The 18,017-nt window shown below is 71.6% G+C and carries 14 protein-coding genes; 8 read left to right on the top strand and 6 right to left on the bottom strand.

The genetic code is table 11. From position 1 onward, the window contains the following. Positions 1 to 730 precede the first annotated feature (730 nt). Together DFJ69_RS13325 and DFJ69_RS13315 are read right to left on the bottom strand one after the other, a co-directional pair. The gene (locus DFJ69_RS13325) at positions 731 to 2,926 is read right to left on the bottom strand and encodes a DUF6049 family protein (RefSeq protein ID WP_281275845.1); all 2,196 of its coding nucleotides are present in this window, start codon (positions 2,924 to 2,926) and stop codon (positions 731 to 733) included. Between the two features lie 75 nt (positions 2,927 to 3,001). Next, a complete protein-coding gene (locus tag DFJ69_RS13315; RefSeq protein WP_116022772.1) occupies positions 3,002 to 3,502 on the bottom strand; it encodes an aminoacyl-tRNA deacylase in 501 nt (166 codons plus the stop codon). A 189-nt stretch (positions 3,503 to 3,691) separates the two neighbouring features. Here DFJ69_RS13315 and DFJ69_RS13310 point away from each other — a divergent pair, with 189 nt between their 5' ends. Beyond that, complete coding sequence (locus DFJ69_RS13310; protein WP_116022771.1) at positions 3,692 to 5,155, top strand: CCA tRNA nucleotidyltransferase; 1,464 nt, start codon at positions 3,692 to 3,694, stop codon at positions 5,153 to 5,155. A 62-nt stretch (positions 5,156 to 5,217) separates the two neighbouring features. Here DFJ69_RS13310 and DFJ69_RS13305 read toward each other — a convergent pair whose 3' ends face one another. Beyond that, a complete protein-coding gene (locus DFJ69_RS13305; RefSeq protein ID WP_116022770.1) occupies positions 5,218 to 5,946 on the bottom strand; it encodes a hypothetical protein in 729 nt (242 codons plus the stop codon). A 177-nt stretch (positions 5,947 to 6,123) separates the two neighbouring features. On the opposite strand from DFJ69_RS13305, the gene DFJ69_RS13300 reads away from it, so the two are divergent. Continuing rightward, the gene (locus DFJ69_RS13300; protein WP_116022769.1) at positions 6,124 to 7,446 is read left to right on the top strand and encodes an adenosylmethionine--8-amino-7-oxononanoate transaminase; all 1,323 of its coding nucleotides are present in this window, start codon (positions 6,124 to 6,126) and stop codon (positions 7,444 to 7,446) included. Here the strand turns inward: DFJ69_RS13300 and DFJ69_RS13295 are convergent. Further along, entirely contained in the window at positions 7,409 to 8,707 is a 1,299-nt protein-coding gene (locus tag DFJ69_RS13295) for an MFS transporter (protein ID WP_245974318.1), read from the bottom strand. The genes DFJ69_RS13300 and DFJ69_RS13295 overlap by 38 nt on opposite strands. A gap of 132 nt (positions 8,708 to 8,839) precedes the next feature. Here DFJ69_RS13295 and DFJ69_RS13290 point away from each other — a divergent pair, with 132 nt between their 5' ends. The 4 genes from DFJ69_RS13290 (at position 8,840) to DFJ69_RS13275 (ending at position 12,013) form a co-directional block, all read left to right on the top strand. Beyond that, positions 8,840 to 9,706, top strand: a complete 867-nt coding sequence (locus DFJ69_RS13290; protein WP_116022768.1) for a S8 family serine peptidase — start codon at positions 8,840 to 8,842, stop codon at positions 9,704 to 9,706. A 467-nt stretch (positions 9,707 to 10,173) separates the two neighbouring features. Continuing rightward, positions 10,174 to 10,530, top strand: coding sequence for a hypothetical protein (locus DFJ69_RS33765; protein WP_147312295.1), 357 nt, complete (start codon positions 10,174 to 10,176; stop codon positions 10,528 to 10,530). A 249-nt stretch (positions 10,531 to 10,779) separates the two neighbouring features. Then, positions 10,780 to 11,775: a cyanobactin maturation protease PatG family protein gene (locus DFJ69_RS13280; protein ID WP_211328611.1), complete on the top strand. Its 996-nt coding sequence runs from the start codon at positions 10,780 to 10,782 to the stop codon at positions 11,773 to 11,775. Positions 11,776 to 11,797: 22 nt separating this feature from the next. Beyond that, positions 11,798 to 12,013 (top strand): hypothetical protein, encoded by a 216-nt coding sequence (locus DFJ69_RS13275; protein WP_116022766.1) that lies wholly within the window; start codon positions 11,798 to 11,800, stop codon positions 12,011 to 12,013. Between the two features lie 711 nt (positions 12,014 to 12,724). Here the strand turns inward: DFJ69_RS13275 and DFJ69_RS13270 are convergent. Together DFJ69_RS13270 and DFJ69_RS13265 are read right to left on the bottom strand one after the other, a co-directional pair. Next, positions 12,725 to 13,804, bottom strand: coding sequence for an inositol-3-phosphate synthase (locus DFJ69_RS13270; RefSeq protein ID WP_116022765.1), 1,080 nt, complete (start codon positions 13,802 to 13,804; stop codon positions 12,725 to 12,727). A 55-nt stretch (positions 13,805 to 13,859) separates the two neighbouring features. Further along, on the bottom strand, positions 13,860 to 14,486 hold the full coding sequence (locus DFJ69_RS13265) for a PadR family transcriptional regulator (RefSeq protein WP_116022764.1): 627 nt from the start codon (positions 14,484 to 14,486) through the stop codon (positions 13,860 to 13,862). Positions 14,487 to 14,534: 48 nt separating this feature from the next. On the opposite strand from DFJ69_RS13265, the gene DFJ69_RS33760 reads away from it, so the two are divergent. After that, positions 14,535 to 15,029 (top strand): DUF5318 family protein, encoded by a 495-nt coding sequence (locus tag DFJ69_RS33760; protein WP_170177644.1) that lies wholly within the window; start codon positions 14,535 to 14,537, stop codon positions 15,027 to 15,029. 361 nt (positions 15,030 to 15,390) lie between these two features. Then, a complete protein-coding gene (locus DFJ69_RS13250; protein WP_170177643.1) occupies positions 15,391 to 17,835 on the top strand; it encodes a transglycosylase domain-containing protein in 2,445 nt (814 codons plus the stop codon). Positions 17,836 to 18,017 lie beyond the last annotated feature (182 nt).

Here is an 18,017-nt window from a genome sequence, read left to right as displayed (position 1 = left end):
GGCGCCGATGGGGGGCTGGCCTGGCGTTCCGCTGGGCGCATGGCCGCTCTGGGGGCGGGGTGCCCGGGAGGGGGTGTTGAAGGGCTGTGTGTCAGGGCGCGCGGGGTTGCCTTGGGGCGCGCGGTTGGGCGGCGGTGGTGGGGTGCCGGGTGATGGGCGGCGGCTTCCGAAGGCGATGTCGCGGTCGTTCCCCTCGGCCGGGGGTGGTCCGCCGGCGGCCGGACGTACGGGTGGGGGGCCGAAAGGGGAACCGTGTTGCGGGCCCGAAGGTGGGCCGGAAGGCGTGCCGTGGGGAGGCTGGGGGTGGCCGGCGGGGGGAGCGCTGGGCGGTGGGGTGCCCTGGGGGCGGGGTTGTGGGGTGCCTGGGGGGCGAGGTGGGCCGCCTTGGGGGCGGGACGCTGGGCCGCCGTACACCCCGGGGGTGGGCCTTACCGCCGGCGCGGGCGTATGAGGCGAGGGTGAAGGCACGCCTCGGGGACGTGGTGACGGGCCGCCGGGGGGCGGTGGGGTCGGGCCCCCGTAGGGAGAGGGGGGGCCGCCGTGGGGCGGAGGTGGTGTACGCGGGGTGGCGTGGGGACCCGGCTGTGGGGTGGACGGCGGGCGGCCAGGGGTGGGAGCACCCGGCATGGGGCCGCGCGACGGGGAGGCCGGGGGGTAGAAGGCGGCCGAGGCGGGGTTCGGCGGGGCCTGGTCGTCGGCGGGCGGCTCGAAAGCGTCGGGGCCCGGCGCGTCAGGGTGGGAAGGGGGCTCGGGGTTCCTGCGTCCAGGATGGTTCTCCTCCGGGTGACCCGTCACCAGTGGCCTCCAACTTGTTGCGGCGTCGTGCGCGTATGGCTCGGAACCCGACGCCGACGAAGAGTACGGCAAGGGAGCCCCCGGTGATGAGCAAGGCCATCGAGCCGTAACCGGTCGCGTTGACGGTGAGGGTCTCCTCCCGCCGGAAGGGCTTGCCGTCGAGGGAGAGCAGTCGGACGTACATCAGCGCCGGCCCCTGTGCGTACGACTCCAACTCGACGTTGATCTGGAGTCGTTCCCCGGCGGAGAGCTTGATGTCGGTCTCGTACTCGCCGATCTGGAGCCGGGCGGGGACCTGTGAGGTGATCTCGAGGCGGAGATGGACGTCCTGGTTCCCGAGTTCGTTGCTGAAGGTGAGGGGCACCTTGCCGGTGCGGCCGCCCAAGCGGACCTCTCGGCCCTTGCGGAGCAGCCCCACCTTGGAGATGTCGCCGTCGATCTGTCTGCCCAGGTCGTCCCGGGTGTCGCGGGCGCGGCGGGCCATCGAGCCGCGCCAGGTGCCGGACTCCAGACGCAGGACGGAGCGCTCGTAGGGCTGGCCGGCGGGCCGCAGGATGGTGGAGAACCGGGCGGCCCGGTAGGCGATCTTGTTGACCTCCGCCAGGTACTTGCGGCCCAGCTCGTACGCCTCATAGGAGGACGGGTAGCCGGTGAAGGTCATGGTCTCCCGGGGCCGGGTGTCGGCGATCCGGTCCACGTGCGCGGGCGAGAGCCAGGACGCCGAGTCGGTCCAGTTCAGGAGGTTCTGGGCGAAGGCGGGGTCGGGGTTCCACCGGCGGCTCGGGGCCACCACGATGGTCCGGGCGATCTCGGGATACTCCGCGGTGATCATGGCCGTCTCGGCCAGGAAGCGCTGCTCGACCAGCAGCCGATCGGCCGGATCCCGGGTGTCGGCGCTGACGATCTTGCTCAGCGTCGCGTCGTAGGTGACGACCGACCGGGTGCCGGCCGAGGTCTGCATCGAGGCCGGCGAACTGGGCGTGTGGTTCACCCCCGGCTGGAACACCGCGCTGCTCATCAGGAACGACTCGCTGCCCAGCTCGGCCATCCGCCCGAGCGTCTTGGCCTCCGCGACCCCGTTCAGCGGCCAGGCCACCTTGTCGGTGGGCGGACGGCCCATCACCGACGTGGCCGCGTTCATGTGCTCGTAGGCGACCTTGAGGTGCGCGGACAGCCGCTGGCGGACGAGCGCGTCGGCGTCCACGTCGGCGTACGGCAGCGCGAAGTACGGGTCGTGGTCGGAGGCGCCGCGCAGCCGGTTCAGCCAGTCCTTGGCGGTGGTGCTGGAGGGCTTCTTGGTCTGTTCCCTGCCCGGGGACCGGACGACGTAGCCCTGGGGCGCCGCCATCGTCTGGGCGTCGTCCAGGAGGGCGGGGTCGATCGCCCAGGTCAGGGGGGTGCGGGTGGCCTGGGCGGCGCCGACCAGCCCGCCGAGCCGGCCGGTCGGCGACAGGTCGGTCTCCAGCCGGTCGTCGAGGAACGAACGGTCGCCGGAGCGGTGCATCCGGTCGGTGAGCGGCCAGATCCACCCGATGGAGGTCTCCTTGAACCACTTCTTGCCGTCCGGCTGCCAGACGGCGAAGGTGACCTGCCCGGCGAGCGGCTGCCCCGCCTGGGTGTAGAACTCCACGCCGATCGCGTACGAGCCGAAGATGGAGAAGCCGAGCGACCGGGCGGGGACGGAGATCTTCCAGTTCACCGGGGTGGTGGAGGCGGGCAGGTTCCCCAGGGGGCGCGCCTCGGTGAAGCGCGGCAGGGCGGTGACGTCGCCCTGCGCGACCTGGGCGAGCCGGCCGCGGCTGACCATGTGCTGAGGGTTGTACCGCAGCCGGTAATACACCGCGGCCAGTGGCTGGATGGAGCGGTTGACCACCGTGCCGCTGAGCTCCAGCTTGGACCTGGGGCCGATGGTCCGGTTGGAGATCGACGTCATCGACAGGCTCAGCGGAGTCTGCGGCGCCGACCGCGCAGCCGGGGGGGCGGCGGGCGACGAGGCCGCCGCGAGGCGGAGCTCGGGTGCGCCCGCCGGGGCCTGCCGGGGAGACGCCACCGCGGGGGTCGCGGTCACGTAACACGAGAGCACGGCCAGAACGGCCGCGCGTCGCAACACCCTCAAGCCTGAACCGCCCATTTGCGAAGGGTGCCGGTACTCCGGATCACGCGCTCGATGGTAGTCCCGCCACGCCGCTCCTCCGACCGTTGTGGGTCACCTGGCGCTGGAGAGTCCGATGGGTTTCGCGCCGCTCATCTCGTACACGTCCGCCAGTCGGAGTCCCACCGCGATCCGCGGTTCTCCCGTGGCGGTGTAGACCACCTCCTCGGGCCGCACCCGGTCGAGGTCGCTCTGGTCGATCAGCATGGGCACGGTGGCGGGCAGCAGCAGCGGGCAGACCAGATCGGCGTGATAGTCGGTGACGGAGTTGACCAGGGCGGGGCCGGCGGGCCGGATCACGCGCGCCCCGAGGGCGGCGCGCACCGGCCCCAAGTCGGGCCTGGTCCCGGCGGTGACGACCAGGGCGGCGAGGAAGCGTTCGCCGCGCAGGTCGTCCAGGCAGTCGAGCATGCGGGTGGCCAGGCAACGGTCTGGAGGCAGATCGAGGGCCCGGGGCAGTTCGTCCGCGGACGTCACGGGGTGCCTGAGTCGTACGATCTCGTGGACCGTTTCCCGTGCGAGCAGGGCCCGGTGGATGGTGAGCGCGTTCTTCAAGGTCGACCTCCGCTACTGAGGTGGACTGTGCGCATACCCGTCATGATTCACTTGATTCACCACGGGGTGCTCAGAACGTAACCCGGGGTCAACGTCATGTGAAGCCCAGACTCAAAAGTCCTTCGTTCGCGCGGGGTTTTCCCGCCAAGATTTTTTGTTTGTACGCCGTCCCGTGAGGTCCTACGCTCGATGCCCGTGCCCCATGCCGTCTCCGATGAACCGAGCCCGCAGCAGCGTCGGGCGATCGCCGAGCTGCTGAGCCGGGTGATCCCGCCGGCCGCCGACGAGCTGGGACGCAGGTTCTCGGCCGCCGGGCACGAGCTGGCCCTGGTCGGCGGCCCGGTCCGGGACGCGCTGCTCGGCCGCCCCGGCACGGACATCGACCTGACCACCGACGCCCACCCCGAGCAGATCCTGACGCTCGTCGAGGGCTGGGCCGACGCGGTGTGGACGATCGGCATCGAGTTCGGCACCGTCGGGCTGCGCAAGGACGGTCTCCAACTGGAGATCACGACCTACCGCAGCGAGTCGTACGACCCCAAGTCGCGCAAGCCGGACGTCTCCTACGGCACCTCGCTCGTCGACGACCTGGCGCGGCGCGACTTCGCGGTGAACGCGATGGCCGCGCGGCTGCCCGGTCACGAGTTCGTCGACCCGTTCGGCGGCCTGCCCGACCTGCGCGCCAAGGTGCTGCGCACGCCGGGGCGTCCCGAGGACTCCTTCAGCGACGACCCGCTGCGGATGATGCGCGCCGCCCGGTTCGCCGCCCAGTTGGGCTTCACGGTGGCGTCCGAGGTGGTGGCCGCGATGCGCGACATGGCCGGCCGGATCGAGATCGTGTCGGCCGAACGGGTGCGCGACGAGCTGTCCAAGCTGCTGTGCGCGGCCGACCCGCGGGTGGGTCTGGCGCTGCTGGTCGACAGCGGTCTGGCCGAGCGCGTCCTGCCGGAGCTGCCCAAGCTGCGGCTGGAGATCGACGAGCACCACCGGCACAAGGACGTCTACGACCACTCGCTGATCGTTCTGGAGCAGGCGATCGCGCAGGAGGAGGACGGGCCGGACCTGGTGCTGCGGCTGGCGGCGCTGCTGCACGACATCGGCAAGCCCAAGACCCGCTCGTTCGAGGCGGGCGGTCGGGTGACGTTCCACCACCACGAGGTGGTGGGGGCCAAGATGACCAAGGCGCGGCTGACCGCGCTGCGCTACCCGAAGGACGTGGTCGCGGACGTGTCGCGCCTGGTGGAGCTGCACCTGCGCTTCCACGGGTACGGCACGGGGGAGTGGACCGACTCGGCGGTGCGGCGGTACGTGCGCGACGCCGGGCATCTGCTGAGCCGGTTGCACAAGCTGACCCGCGCCGACTGCACCACCCGCAACAAGCGCAAGGCGGACCGGCTGCGCCGCACCTACGACGATCTGGAGACCCGGATCTCCCGGCTCGCCGAGGAGGAGGAGCTGGCGAGGATCCGTCCGGAGCTGGACGGGAACGAGATCCAGGCGGTCCTCGGCATCGCGCCGGGACCGCTGGTGGGCAGGGCGTACAAGCACATGCTGGACATCAGGCTCGACCGCGGTGTCATCGGCAAGGAGGCCGCCACCGAGGAGCTGCGTCGCTGGGGGTCGGAGCAGGGCCTGGAGCCGCCGTCCGCCTAGGGGACGGCTGCCGTGCGGCCGACCCCGCACCTCGGATCCGCACGGCAACCGCGTTCATGGGGTCAGCGAACGTCCACGTGGTCCACGCCGCTCACGACGGGGACGTGGGTGGCGGTGCCCTTGAACCAGGCACGCCAGGTGCCGTCCAGGTTCGCCGTGAACCGCTTGACGTACTTGCCGCCGCCGTCGGTGGTGGCGTAGCCCTTGTTCACCCAGGTGGCCGAGCCCCTGCGCTTGAACTGGATGTGGATGCGCTGGCCCTTGTAGCCGGAGAAGTCCGGGTACCCGTACTTGGTGAGCTGGGTGAGCCTGCCGCTGACGGTGAGGGTGCGCCCCTTCTTCACCGGCTCCGGAGCGGCGTTCACACCGAGCCTGGTGCGGCGCTTGACGTTGAAGGAGCCGCTGGGGCCCGCGTAGTCGTCACCGGTGTCGATGTTGAAGATCTCGCTCTCGACGCGCCAGACTCCGGCCTCCGAGTAGCGGTCGAAGCGGATCGTGGCCGTGAAGACGCCGTCGCCGTCGGGGTCCTTGGCGTCCCCGAACTCGATGTCCCCACGCGGGCCGCGCGCCGTCAGGTCCACCCAGGAGTTCTTGCCGAGGCCGGGCAGGCGCACGTGGAAGGTGACGGGGGTGGACTTCTGGGCGTCCAGGACGGCGGTGCCGGGGGTGATGCGCAGAGTGCCCGCCTTGGCGGGAGCGACGGGCGGCGTGGGGTCCGCGTGCGCGGCGGCGGGAGCCAGGACGGGCAGGGCGAGGGCGGAGACGGCGACGAGCGTGAGGGCACGCTTCATGGGAGGCACTCCTTGGCAAAGGATTTGTTCGGTGCTCACGGAATCTATATGTGTGAGTCCAGTTCACACAAGTGTTTTCCGTGATTTCCCACGTCAATGCCCGCTCCAAGGTGGGTCGGTCCGCTTTTGTCGGATGCGACCGGCCCGCCGCCGGCGGCCCCGCCTAGGCTCGGGACCATGGCGGAACGCGCGGCCTGGGCGGCCGAGGAGATCGAACGACTGACGGCCTACGACCGTGAGCACGTCTGGCACCCGTACGGCCCGATGCCCGCCGCGCAGGAGAACCACCCGGTCGTGGCGGCCCACGGCGTCCGCCTCGTCCTGGCCGACGGGCGCGAGCCGATCGACGGCATGTCGTCCTGGTGGGCGGCCGTCCACGGCTACGACCACCCCGTGCTCAACGCCGCCGTGACCGACCAGCTCGGCCGGATGGCGCACGTGATGTTCGGCGGCCTCACCCACCCGCCCGCCGTCCGCCTCGCCGAGCTGCTGGTGGACCTGACGCCCGAGCCGCTGACCAAGGTGTTCTTCGCCGACTCGGGCTCGGTGGCCGTCGAGGTCGGGATCAAGATGGCGCTGCAGTACCACCGCGCCCAGGGCCGGCCCGAACGGCACCGGCTGCTCACCGTGCGCGGCGGCTACCACGGCGACACGTTCGCCGACATGTCGGTGTGCGACCCGGTCAACGGGATGCACCACCTGTTCGCCGGCGTCCTCCCGCAGCAGGTCTTCGCCCCTCCGCCGCCCGGCGGGTACGACGCCGAGCCGGACGGGGCCTACCTCGACGGCCTCGCCTCGCGCGTCGCCGAACACGCCCACGAGGTCGCCGCGATCATCGCCGAGCCGGTGGTGCAGGGCGCGGGCGGGATGCGCTTCTACGCGCCCGCCTACCTGAGGGCGCTGCGCGACCTGGCCGACGAGCACGGGCTGCTCCTCATCCTGGACGAGATCGCGACCGGCTTCGGCCGCTCGGGCGCGTTCTGGGGTGCCGACCACGCCCAGGTCGTTCCCGACATCATGTGCGTCGGCAAGGCCCTGACCGGCGGCTACCTGACGATGGCCGCGACCCTGTGCACCGACGAGGTGGCCCGGGGGATCTCCGAGGGCGAGGGCGGCGGTCTCATGCACGGCCCCACCTTCATGGCCAACCCCTTGGCCGCCTCGGTCGCCGCCGCCTCCCTCGAGCTCCTCACCGGCCGCGACGGCCGGGGCCGCGACTGGCGGTCCGAGGTCTCCGCCATCGAGTCCGCGCTCCGCGCCGGGCTCGCCGACACCATCGGTCTCCCCGGCGTACGGGACACGCGCGTCCTGGGGGCGATCGGCGTCATCGAGACCGTCGAGCCCGTGGACGTCACCGCTGTGCAGAAGGTCACGATGGACCACGGCGTCTGGCTCAGGCCCTTCCGGAACCTCATCTACACGATGCCGCCGTACATCAGCACGCCCGACGAGGTCGCCCGCATCACGACCGCCATGACGGCCGCCGCCCGTTCACTCTGATCGAACGGGAGCCGACCCGGTAGGCGAGCGACGCGCCGGCGTAGGCGGCGATGAGGACGACGAGCATCGGGTACGAGCGCCCGTCTGCGGGGATCACGAGGGCGGCCACGGCCGCCGCCGCGACGAAGGGCGCGTTGAACAACATGTCGTACACGGCGAAGACCCGGCCCCGATAGGCGTCCGCCACCGTCTCCTGAAGGATCGTGTCGACGCTGAGCTTCACCCCCTGGGAGACCACCCCCAGGAGGAACGCCAGCACCAGCCACGCCATGTCGGCGAAGGGCAGACCGAACGCGGCGAACGACACGGCGGCGACGCCCAACAGCACCGTGATCCAGGCGTCCTTACCGATCCGGCGCACCACCGCGGGAGTGACCAGGGCGGCGAGGAGATACCCGAGGCCGGACACGCCGAGCACCACCGCCGCCCGATCGAGGCCCTCGTCGGCGTCGTCGCTGAACCGGTACCGGTACAGCAGCAACGTCATCATCAGCCACGTCCCGTACCAGAACCGGTGGAACGCGATCGTCGCCAAGGCCAGCGCCACCGGACGGTCCCTCCGGATCCGCCGCGCGCCGTCGACCAGGCCGCGCACCACGTGACCGAGCGCCTCGCGGGTCTGCGGCGCGGCCTCGTCCAGGTCGGGGCCGAGCAGCCGCCGCCCCAGCGTGGTCGCCACCAGCCCGGTCAGTCCGTAGCAGCCGGCCGCGCACAGCAGGATCGCCGCCGTGCCGCCCTGCCCGCCGCCGAACACCTGCCGCAGCAGATAGCCGAGCCCCGCACCCGCGAACGAGATGATCGTCCCCGAGGTGACCGAGAACGCGTTCGCGGTCACCAGCAGCTCACGCCGAACGACATGGGGCAGCGACGCCGACAACGCGGACAGGAAGAACCGGTTGACCCCCATGACCACCAGCACGCCGAGGAAGAACCCCACCCCGTCGTGCCCCGCCAGGAGCAGCGCGGCGGTCCCCGCCACGAGACCGCCCCGCAGGACCGGGGCCCACAGCAGGATCTGCCGGCGCGACCAGCGATCGATGAAGACCCCCGCGAACGGGCCCAGCACGGAGTACGGCAGCAGCACCACCGCGAACGCCGCCGCCACCCTGCCCGCCGAGGTCTGCCGCTCCGGAGAGAAGAGCAGGTAACCGGCGAGCGACACCTGGAACAGCCCGTCGGTCATCTGGGAGACCAGCCGCGTGGCGTACAGACGCCGGAAGTCCCGCCCCCGCACCACCGTCCGCAGCTCCGTCGCCCTCACGCGCTCAGCGTACGGCCCGGGCGACCTCTCCCTCGCGGGTGCCTTGACCTGCCTCCTTGACTCTTGCTCCACCTGTCGATCACATTTAGTATTGAATTAGTTACTCAGAGTTGATCCAGCGATGGGGGACCATTGGAAACGGCGCAGGCGCTGGCGCTCACCGGGCTCGACCGGGTCATGGCCCGGGTGGGGCAGGGCGCTCCGGCGATCACGGTGGGCCTGCTGGACGGCCCCGTGGCGGCCGGTCACGGCGGCTTCGCCGAGGGCGCGCTGCGGGCCATGCCGGGCCACACGCTGGCCACCGACGTCACCGGGAGTCCCGCCCAGCGGCACGGCACGATGGTCGCCGGGGTCCTGGCCGCCCGCCGCGGCGGCGCCGCCCCCGGGCTGTGCCCCGGCTGCCCGGTGCTGGTCCGCCCGGTCTTCGACGACGGGCAGGCCATCACCGACGCCCGCCGACTCGCCGACGGCATCGTCGAGCTGGTCGCCGCCGGAGCCCGCATCATCAACATCAGCGCCGCCTTCCCCGTGCCGGGGCTGCTCGCCGACACGGTGCTGACCCCCGCCCTCGACCACGCGGCCGTCCACGGCGTCCTCGTGGTCGCCGCCGCCGGCAACGACAGCCGGATCGGCGGCTCCCCGCTGGTCTCCCATCCTTGGGTGCTGCCCGTGGCGGCCTGCGACGCCGCGGGCGGCCCCCTCCCCGGCGGCACGGTCGGCACCTCCATCGGCCGCCGCGGCGTCACCGCCCCCGGCGGCGGCCTCACCACCCTCGCCCCCGGCGGCGGCCTCGCCGTCCTCGCCGGAACGAGCGCCGCCGCCGTCCTGGCCACCGGCGCCATCGCCCTCGCCTGGTCGGCCGCCCCCGACGTCCCCGCCGTCCGCGTCCGCCACGCCCTCCTGGGCAGCCGCTCCCGCCGCCAGCTCATCCCCCCGCTCCTCGACGCCTGGCGCATCCACCAGACCATCACCGGCTCCGACGAGGAGGTCGCCGTATGACCGAGCCGAACGCGGACCGTCCCCGGCGATGGCCCCGCCCCCGACGGGCCCCCCGACCCACCCCGCCACCGCCCCCGACCGAGCTCACCCCCGACGACCCCGCGCCCACCCCCCCGCCCCCCGCCCCATCCCCGCCCGGGCCCACGCCGAAGGCCCCGCCCGCCCCCGAGGTCTGCTCCCCGGCCGAGGTCCCGCCCTCCCTTGAGGTCCCGTCCGTGGCGGAGGGCTCGCCCTCCCTCGAGGTCCGGTCCCCGGCGGAGGTCCCGCCCTCCCTTGAGGTCCCGTCCGTGGCGCAGGTCCCGCCTACCCCCAAGGTCCCGTCTCCGACGGAGGTCCCGGCTGCCCTTCAGGGCCCGTCCGTGGCGGAGGACTCGCCCACCGCCGAGGTCCCGTCCACGTCCCTGGGTCCGTCCACCCCCAAAGTCCCGTCAACGACCCAGGAGGCGTCCACTCGCGAGGTCGCGGCGATGGCTCAAGAGCCGGCCGCGGCCGAGGGCCGGTCCACGCTTCACGTTCCGTCCGCCCCAGAGGTCTCGGCCGCCGCGTCGGAGCCCGCCCCCGCTGCCGCGTCGGAGGTCGGGACCTCGTCCGCATCCCCGTCCGGGGTCGAGCCCCCGGCCCCGGACGGGGATCAGGTCGCGGCGGCGGGCTCGGCCAGGTTCAGGGTGCGGCTGCCGGGGTTCCTGGTGGCGGAGGAGACGGGGCTGGGCGACGTGATCAAGCAGGCCACGAGCAGCGCGGGCATCAAGCCCTGCGGCGGCTGTGGCAGGCGCGCCGACGCGCTCAACCGGTGGGTCAGTGTCGGGCCACGTCGACCCGGCTGACCCGTTCGACCCGTTCGCAGATTCGTTCCAGCCCCGCGCCGAGTCCCCGCATCGGACGTCGGGCCCGCTCCGCCGTGCCATGAACGGAGCGGGTGTCGGCGTCCACGTCCGACAGGTCGCCCAACGAAGGAAGGCACCGTGACCACAGCCGTTCCAGGTAACCCGCCCCAGCCGACGCTCGCGCGAGCCGACTCGATCGCGGTGCTCAGGCAACCCTCGGGGGCGCCCCCCGAATCCGCGGCGACCGCCATGCCCGGCGCAGGACAGGGCGACGCCCCGTACGTGCAGTTCGGGCAGGTCACGCACGCGGGTCCGGCCGTGTCGGGCGTTCAGACGGCGCAGCCCGGCGCGCAGGCCGGGCGGGTCGCCGAGCAAGGGGGCGGAATGGCGGCGGGCTCGGGCTGTTCGAGCTGCGCAGGCGACTCGGCCTCGCACTCGCACGCGCATCCGCCGGCGGCCTCGGCGCCGCAGGAGCCGCCCACCTTCGTGTACGCCATCGGACGGATCGAGCCGCGCTTCCCCGGCCTCGGGATCGAGAAGGAGTTCGCCCAGGCCACCGGGCGCGCCGCGACGGCCGGGCTGTCCGATCGGCAGGCCGCCCACGCGGTGCTGACCGACCCGGCCAACCGCTACCTGGTACGGCAGTTGTGCTGGGTGCTCACCATCGAGGGCCTCGACACGTACGTGCTGCGTCCCCGGGACGGCGGCGACCTGGACATGCTGGTCGAGGCGGTGCGCCCGTCGGCCGGACGCCAGGACGTCGACGTGGTCGTCGGCTTCCTCGGCCCGCTGGCCGGGCCCGAGGTCTGCAACGGGCTGGTCGCCCCCCAGCTCGCGTTCGACCAGGTCTACTCGTTCGACACCGCCTCGTTCCTGGCGGCGATACCCCGGCCGGAGGAGCTGGACGAGGAGCAGTTCCGGGCCTCCGCGGGCGACCTGTTCGCGCGGATCGGGCAGCTCGCCGACAACACGGGCGCCACGGACGAGCACCGGGCCCTCAACTACCTCGCCGTCCGCTATCCGGCGATCTACGCGCGGGCCGCCCAGCAGTTCGCCCGTGACACGGCGCTGACCAACGTCGAGGTGCGGCCGTCCCGGCTGGCCGGAATCCGCAAGATCGTCAACGTGGTGTTCACCTACACCCACCGCGCCACGGCGGTCCCCGAGCGCTTCGCCGTCAAGGTCGACGTCACCGAGGAATTCCCGTTCCTGGTCAGCGACCTCGCCCCCTACTACGACCGCTGATCGGCAAAGGAGAGGAACCATCATGCACATGCCCGGTTTCACCGCGGACGTCTCCGTCTACCGCAGTACCCGCACCTACCACCGGACCCCGGCGGGCACCCCCGCCGCGGCCCCCGGCGACATCACCCCGCAGGCGTGGTGCGGCGGCTTCACCCTCGCGGGCTGCTGCCGCCTGTGCGCCTCCTGGGGCTACCGCTGGTGCGGCTGCTCGGCGACGCACTGCCACTGCTGGAACTGACCCCAGCCGAACGCGGGCTCCGGGACCCCCCGCCCGGAGCCCGCGTTCATGCCCGAGCACGCAGTTCCCGGCAAGCACCACAAACGAACGCCAACCACTCACCCCGAACGCCGACCCCCCACGTCCGAACGGCAACCACGGCACCCGACCGGCAACCGCTTACACCCGACCGGCAACCCTCCACGTCGAGCGGCAACGGCTCACGCCTGGACGCCAACCACTCACCCCGAACGCCGACCCTCCACGTTCGACCCGCAACCACGGCACCCGACCGGCAACCGCTCACACCCGGACGGCAACCCACGACGTCGAGCGGCAACGGCTCACGTTCGACCGGCAATCACGGCACTTGACCGGCAACCGTTCACACCTGAACGGCAACCGCTCACATTCGAACGGGTAACACCGCACCCGAGCGGCAACCGCCCAGACGGCAATCGTGCACGCCGGACGGCAACCACCGGGTTCGGCGGCAACCACTGACGCCCGGACGCCGGCCACCCACGTCCGAGCGGCAACCACGCACGCCGGACGGCAACCACCCACGTCCGAGCGGCAACCACCCACAAGTGCCCGGTCGCTTCAGGTGGGCGGCCCGGAGCTCCAGCGGAGGGCCGCCCACCTGAAGATCTCCACGACCGGGCGCGGGGGGCGTGGGGGGTCGTCCCCCCACATGAAAACAAGCGTGGGGGGTCGTCCCCCCACACACGACTAGCGCTCGACGTCGCCGCGGATGAAGGCGTCGACGGCCTCGCGGGCCTGGTCGTCGTTGTACTGCACCGGCGGGGACTTCATGAAGTAGGAGCTGGCCGACAGGATCGGGCCGCCGATGCCGCGGTCCTTGGCGATCTTGGCGGCGCGGACGGCGTCGATGATGACGCCGGCGGAGTTGGGGGAGTCCCAGACCTCCAGCTTGTACTCCAGGTTCAGCGGGGTGTCGCCGAAGGACTTGCCCTCCAGCCGCACGTACGCCCACTTGCGGTCGTCGAGCCACGGCACGTGGTCGGACGGGCCGATGTGCACGTCGGCCTTGGCCATCTCGTGCGGGATCTGCGAGGTGACCGACTGGGTCTTGGAGATCTTCTTGGACTGCAGGCGCTTGCGCTCCAGCATGTTCATGAAGTCCATGTTGCCGCCGAAGTTGAGCTGGTACGTGCGCAGCAGCTCGACGCCACGGTCCTCGAAGAGCTTGGCCATGACCCGGTGGGTGATGGTCGCGCCGACCTGGGACTTGATGTCGTCGCCGACGATCGGCACGCCCGCGTCGGTGAACTTCTGCGCCCACTCGGGGTCCGAGGCGATGAAGACCGGCAGCGCGTTGACGTACGCCACGTTCGCGTCGAGCGCGCACTGGGCGTAGAAGCGGGCGGCCTCTTCCGAGCCCACCGGCAGGTACGACACGAGCACGTCGACGCGGGCGTCCTTGAGGGTCTGCACGACGTCGACCGGCTGGGCGTCCGACTCCTCGACCATCTGGCGGTAGTACTCGCCGAGGCCGTCGAAGGTGTGGCCGCGCTGCACGGTCACGCCGGTGGGCGGGACGTCGCAGATCTTGATGGTGTTGTTCTCGCTGGCGGTGATGGCCTCGGACAGGTCCATGCCGACCTTCTTCGCGTCCACGTCGAACGCCGCGACGAACTCCACGTCTCCGACGTGGTACTCGCCGAACCGGACGTGCATCAGACCGGGCACCCGCGTGTCCGCGTCCGCGTCCTTGTAGTACTCGACGCCCTGGACGAGCGAAGCGGCGCAGTTGCCCACGCCGACGATGGCTACGCGCACCGAACCCATCCGAATGCTCCTTCTCGTGATCAGTTGTGACGGTCGACCGCGGTCCACGCAGGATTCAGCGGTCGCCGTCCGAGATGTTGTCTGCGGAACTGCTCTTTGCCTGTTCCGCCCGCTCGCGGCCGATCAGCTCATTGAGCCAACGGACCTCGCGTTCGACGGACTCGAGCCCGTGGTTCTGCAGCTCGAGGGTGTAGCTGTCGACCCGTTCCCGGGTCCGCGCCAGCGCGGCGCGCACGCTCTCCAGCCGCTCCTCCAGCCGACTCCGCCGGCCTTCGAGGATGCGCAGGCGAACATCGGCCCGGGTGTGCGAGAAGAAGGCGAACCGTACGCCGAACCCCTCGTCCTCCCACGCCGCCGGACCGGCCTCGGTCAGCAGTTGCTGGAGCCGCTCCTTGCCCTCGGCGGTGAGCTTGTAGACGATCTTCGACCGTCGGCTCCGCGCCGGGGCGCCGGAGAAGGGCCGTGCCGCCGTGGGCTCGGGCTCCTCCGGTCGGTCCTCGACGATCATGCCCTGCTCGACGAGCTGCTTCAGGCACGGGTAGAGGGACCCGTACGAGAACGCGCGGAACATGCCGAGCAGGGTGTTGAGCCGCTTGCGCAGCTCGTAACCGTGCATCGGGGCCTCGTGGAGCAGGCCGAGCACGGCGAGCTCCAGCACGCCCACGCCCTTCCTCGCCGCCATGAGGTCCCTCCCGTACGGCCGTCGGCCGGATGCCGACGTCTCGCTCAGATGTATCGAGCGAATGTATCGGCTCGATACATCGCCAAGATACGTACTGTTACGCAACCACGCAACCGGGTCGTAAGTTCGCGCATCCCGACAGTGCTTTCGGCCACACGACGACCGTGGGTCCGAGCGGCCTCACCTCGGGTGAGGGCGACGGTCGCCCGGCGTCGCCGCCGGCTGTCCGCTCCGCCCGCCAAGTACGATGACGAGCCGAACGACGACGGTCGTCCCGTCCCTTCGCGAGAAGAGGCTCCCCATGTCGGCTCGGTCGACGGCGGCGTGGTCACGGCCTGCGCGACACGCGTCAGGACCAGGCGTGATCTCGTCGCGACCGCCCGTGAATGTGGCGAATTCAGGGTTTGTGGGGTCGAAGTGTGCCAGGGTTATGCCTGGAACCACTTGACGGTGTCGTACGTCCTCGGTAACGGAGAGCAGCCCCGCATCCGGCGGGTGCGGCCCTTCGGGGAGGTCGGCGGAACCGGGCCGCCCCCGCAATGACGCGGGGACGCAGCGCCCGTCGTTCCCCGGCCCGGCCTCCCCGACCGAGGCGGGATCAGACGCTGCACGGCGGTCGCCCCCTCATTCGCCTGCGCAGTACTGTCGGACGACGACGCACCAACGCCGTATCCCAGTAGCCGAACGAGGTCGCGTGAGTTACCCAAGCCAGAACGGACCGCAGCGCGGACCGGGACGACCGGGGATGCCCGGGTCCCCGTCGTCCGGCCGGGGGTCCGGTACGCCAGGCGGAGTGCCCGGTGGCTCGGCCGGGCCTGGGCGAGCCGCAACACCCGGCGGCGGCCAAGGCCGCCCCGCGAGCCCGGGGCGCCACGGCGCCCCCGGTGGCAGACCCCGCACCCCCATGGGCAACCAGATGGGCCCCGCAGGCCCCGGCCGCCCCGGGCCGGGCGGCCCGGCGGGCCCGCGCCACGGACGCCCCGGCGGACCGGCGGGCCCCGGAGGCGCGAGCGGGCCGGGTGGACCGGGTCGGCACACCGGAGGCTCCGGCGGGCCGGGAGGGCCGGGCGGTCCCGGCGGCAGGGGCAAGGGCGACGAGCCGAAGAAGACCGGCTGGCGACGCTTCGTCCCCTCGTGGAAGGTGATGCTCGGCGTCGTCGCCCTCGGCTTCCTCAGCTTCTGCACGCTGATCGGTGTCGCGTACGCCATGACGCCCGTTCCCGAGGCCGGCAACGAGGACGCGACCAAGACCGCGGCGATCTTCTACTACAACGACGGCAAGACCGAGATCGGCCGGGTCGGCACGAACCGCGAGCTGATCGAGCTGGATCAGATCCCCAAGCACGTCCAGGAGGCGGTGATCGCCGCCGAGAACCGCAGCTTCCGCAGCGACCCCGGCTTCTCGGTCACCGGCATCGGCCGCGCGGTGTGGGTCAACCTGCGCGGCGGCGAGATGCAGGGCGGCTCGACCATCACCCAGCAGCTCGCCAAGAACTACTACCTCTCCGACGACCGGACGATGAGCCGCAAGTTCAAGGAGCTGTTCATCTCCGTCAAGCTCGGCAAGGAGAAGGGCAAGGAGCAGATCCTTCAGGACTACCTGAACACGATCTACTTCGGTCGGCAGGCGTACGGCATCCAGGCCGCGTCCAAGACCTACTTCAACCGGCCGGTGGAGAAGCTGCAGCCCGACCAGGGCGCGCTGCTCGCGGCGATCATCCAGCGCCCCGGCCAGCTCGACCCGCGCAGCGAGGACTACGCCGACGAGACCCTGTCGCGGTACCGGTACGTCCTGGACGGCATGGTGAAGACCGGTGCGCTGAGCCAGGCCGACTTCCAGCGGTACCAGGCCAAGCTCCCGCTGACCCGGCCACTCAACACCAACGGCACGTTCGCCGGCGACAAGGGCTACATGATCAAGCGGGCCATGCTGGAGCTGGACCGCCAGGGGATCTCCGAGGACGAGATCATCAAGAACGGCCTGCACATCGTCACCACCTTCGACAAGAAGAAGATGGCGGCGGCGCGGGAGGCGGCCGAGAAGACGATCCGCGCGCTGCACCCCAAGCGCATCCCCAAGCACGTCAACGTCGGCATCGCCTCGGTGGAGTCCAAGACGGGGAAGGTGGTCGCCTTCTACGGCGGTCACGACTTCCTCAAGCACGAGTACGACAACGTGTGGAAGGGCTCCGCGCAGGCCGGTTCGGCGATGAAGCCGTACGTGCTCGCCACCGCCCTGAAGGAGGGCTGGAGCCTGCGCACCCTCGTCGAGGGCCGGTCGGGGATGAAGTTCAACAGCGAGGGCGACGTGTGGCAACCCGGGGACGGTGATCCCACCATCCCGATCCCCAACGGGCACCAGGAGCCCCCGGCCGTCGACCTGGTGCGGGCCACGCAGAACTCGGTCAACACCGCCTACGTGCAACTCGGCATGAAGGTCGGCCTGTCCGACGTGATCGGCACCGCCGAGTCCGCGGGGATCGCCGGCGACCGGCTCGCCCCGCACAAGCACTCGTACGGTCTGTCGCTGGGCATCAACAGCATCCGCCCGATCGAGCAGGCGGCGGGCTACGCCACCTTCGCCAACGGCGGGACCTACATCCAGCCGCACGTGATCGAGAAGGTCCTGTCCAAGGACAAGCGGGTCTACCGGACGCTGACCTGGACCAAGAAGCGGAACATCTTCTCCTCCGAGACGACCCCCGACTCCGCCGGGGTGGCCGCCGACGTCACGCACGCCATGCGCTCGGTCGTCACCGGCGGCACCGGCGTCGCCGCGGCGCTCCCCGACCGTCCGGTGGCCGGCAAGACCGGCACCACCGACAAGAACGTCGCGACCTGGTTCGTCGGCTACGTCCCGCAGATGTCCACCGCGGTGACGATCTACAACGACGAGAAGAAGCCCCTGGTCCTCGACGGGGCGGTCGTCCAGGGTGGCTCCTACCCGGCGAGCGTCTGGCGGGCCTACATGCTCGAGGCGACGAAGAACATGGAAGCCGAGCAGTTCCCCCAGCCGGCCTACGTCGGCACGCAGCAGAGGTTCGCCACGCTGCCCAAGCCGAAGCCGAGCGAGACCCCGGAGTGCCGCCCGAACCAGCAGAGCACCGCGGAGAAGCCCTGCAAGCAGAACCCGGACCAGACCAAGCCGTGCCGGCGTCCGGGCTTCCCGAGGGGCTGCAACGACGACCAGCCGCCGCCGGAGAACCCCAAGCAGAAGTGGTGCGAGCGGTTCCCGAACTACCCGGGCTGCAACGACGACGAGGACCCGCCCGGGCCGCCGAGCCCCACGCCGACGGACCCGGAGCCGCGGCAGCGGTTCGGCCCCCAGTACGGAAGGGCCCCGGAGTGATCAGGCCGTGAGCCGGCTGTGGCGAGCCCGTCGCGTCGACGGGCTCGCCACAGCCGTTTTCCACGCCCCGCCACCGCCGTGTCCGCCCGTCGTCACATGACCGGGCGTCGTGAACGGCAGAATCCCGCCCGTGGCACCCGAAGAGTTCGACGACGTCCCTGGCCCACCGGCCCCGGACGCCC

This window comes from Thermomonospora umbrina (assembly GCF_003386555.1).
GTDB lineage: Bacteria > Actinomycetota > Actinomycetes > Streptosporangiales > Streptosporangiaceae > Thermomonospora > Thermomonospora umbrina.
The sequence above is the reverse complement of the archived record's forward strand: the minus strand, read 5'-3'. Positions and strand labels throughout refer to the sequence as shown.

Excerpts from the sequence above, each read along its gene's own strand:
- DFJ69_RS13325 (WP_281275845.1), bottom strand. The coding sequence starts at position 2,926 with ATGGGCGGTTCAGGCTTGAGGGTGTTGCGACGCGCGGCCGTTCTGGCC.
- DFJ69_RS13310 (WP_116022771.1), top strand. The coding sequence starts at position 3,692 with ATGCCCGTGCCCCATGCCGTCTCCGATGAACCGAGCCCGCAGCAGCGT.
- DFJ69_RS13305 (WP_116022770.1), bottom strand. The coding sequence starts at position 5,946 with ATGAAGCGTGCCCTCACGCTCGTCGCCGTCTCCGCCCTCGCCCTGCCC.
- DFJ69_RS13300 (WP_116022769.1), top strand. The coding sequence starts at position 6,124 with ATGGCGGAACGCGCGGCCTGGGCGGCCGAGGAGATCGAACGACTGACG.
- DFJ69_RS33765 (WP_147312295.1), top strand. The coding sequence starts at position 10,174 with ATGGCTCAAGAGCCGGCCGCGGCCGAGGGCCGGTCCACGCTTCACGTT.
- DFJ69_RS13280 (WP_211328611.1), top strand. The coding sequence starts at position 10,780 with ATGCCCGGCGCAGGACAGGGCGACGCCCCGTACGTGCAGTTCGGGCAG.
- DFJ69_RS13275 (WP_116022766.1), top strand. The coding sequence starts at position 11,798 with ATGCACATGCCCGGTTTCACCGCGGACGTCTCCGTCTACCGCAGTACC.
- DFJ69_RS13270 (WP_116022765.1), bottom strand. The coding sequence starts at position 13,804 with ATGGGTTCGGTGCGCGTAGCCATCGTCGGCGTGGGCAACTGCGCCGCT.
- DFJ69_RS13265 (WP_116022764.1), bottom strand. The coding sequence starts at position 14,486 with ATGGCGGCGAGGAAGGGCGTGGGCGTGCTGGAGCTCGCCGTGCTCGGC.
- DFJ69_RS33760 (WP_170177644.1), top strand. The coding sequence starts at position 14,535 with ATGTATCGAGCGAATGTATCGGCTCGATACATCGCCAAGATACGTACT.
- DFJ69_RS13250 (WP_170177643.1), top strand. The coding sequence starts at position 15,391 with ATGGGCAACCAGATGGGCCCCGCAGGCCCCGGCCGCCCCGGGCCGGGC.